The sequence below is a fragment of the Thermus sp. FJN-A genome, from assembly GCF_054655095.1.
Genome location: NZ_BAAHSC010000267.1, coordinates 1 through 236, shown reverse-complemented (window position 1 = coordinate 236; position 236 = coordinate 1). Strand labels below are relative to the sequence as shown.

The following is a 236-nucleotide window of genomic DNA, read 5'->3' as shown; positions in this document are numbered from 1 at the left end:
CTTGGGAAGAAAGGGCCAAGGCCAGGCCCATGAGCACCGTCCACGCCAGACCCCGAAGAAACCTCATGCTGTAAGGGTAGCGCAGGCCCTCCTGGGGTTTACCGAGTCCGGCCTCGAGGTCTTTTCGAAGCCTCAGGTTCGCCGCATCCTCCCCCACCCCTTCCCCCCACCCCCTGCCCCCGCCCCCCTTCCCGTCGGCCTCACCCCGAAGGGGGGCGGGGGAGAGAGGAAGCTTC

Annotated in this window: 1 pseudogene; it reads right to left on the bottom strand. The window is 67.8% G+C overall.

Going from position 1 to position 236, the window contains the following annotated elements:
- Positions 1-236: pseudogene (locus ACYQ0J_RS13665) on the bottom strand (hypothetical protein); the annotation flags it as partial.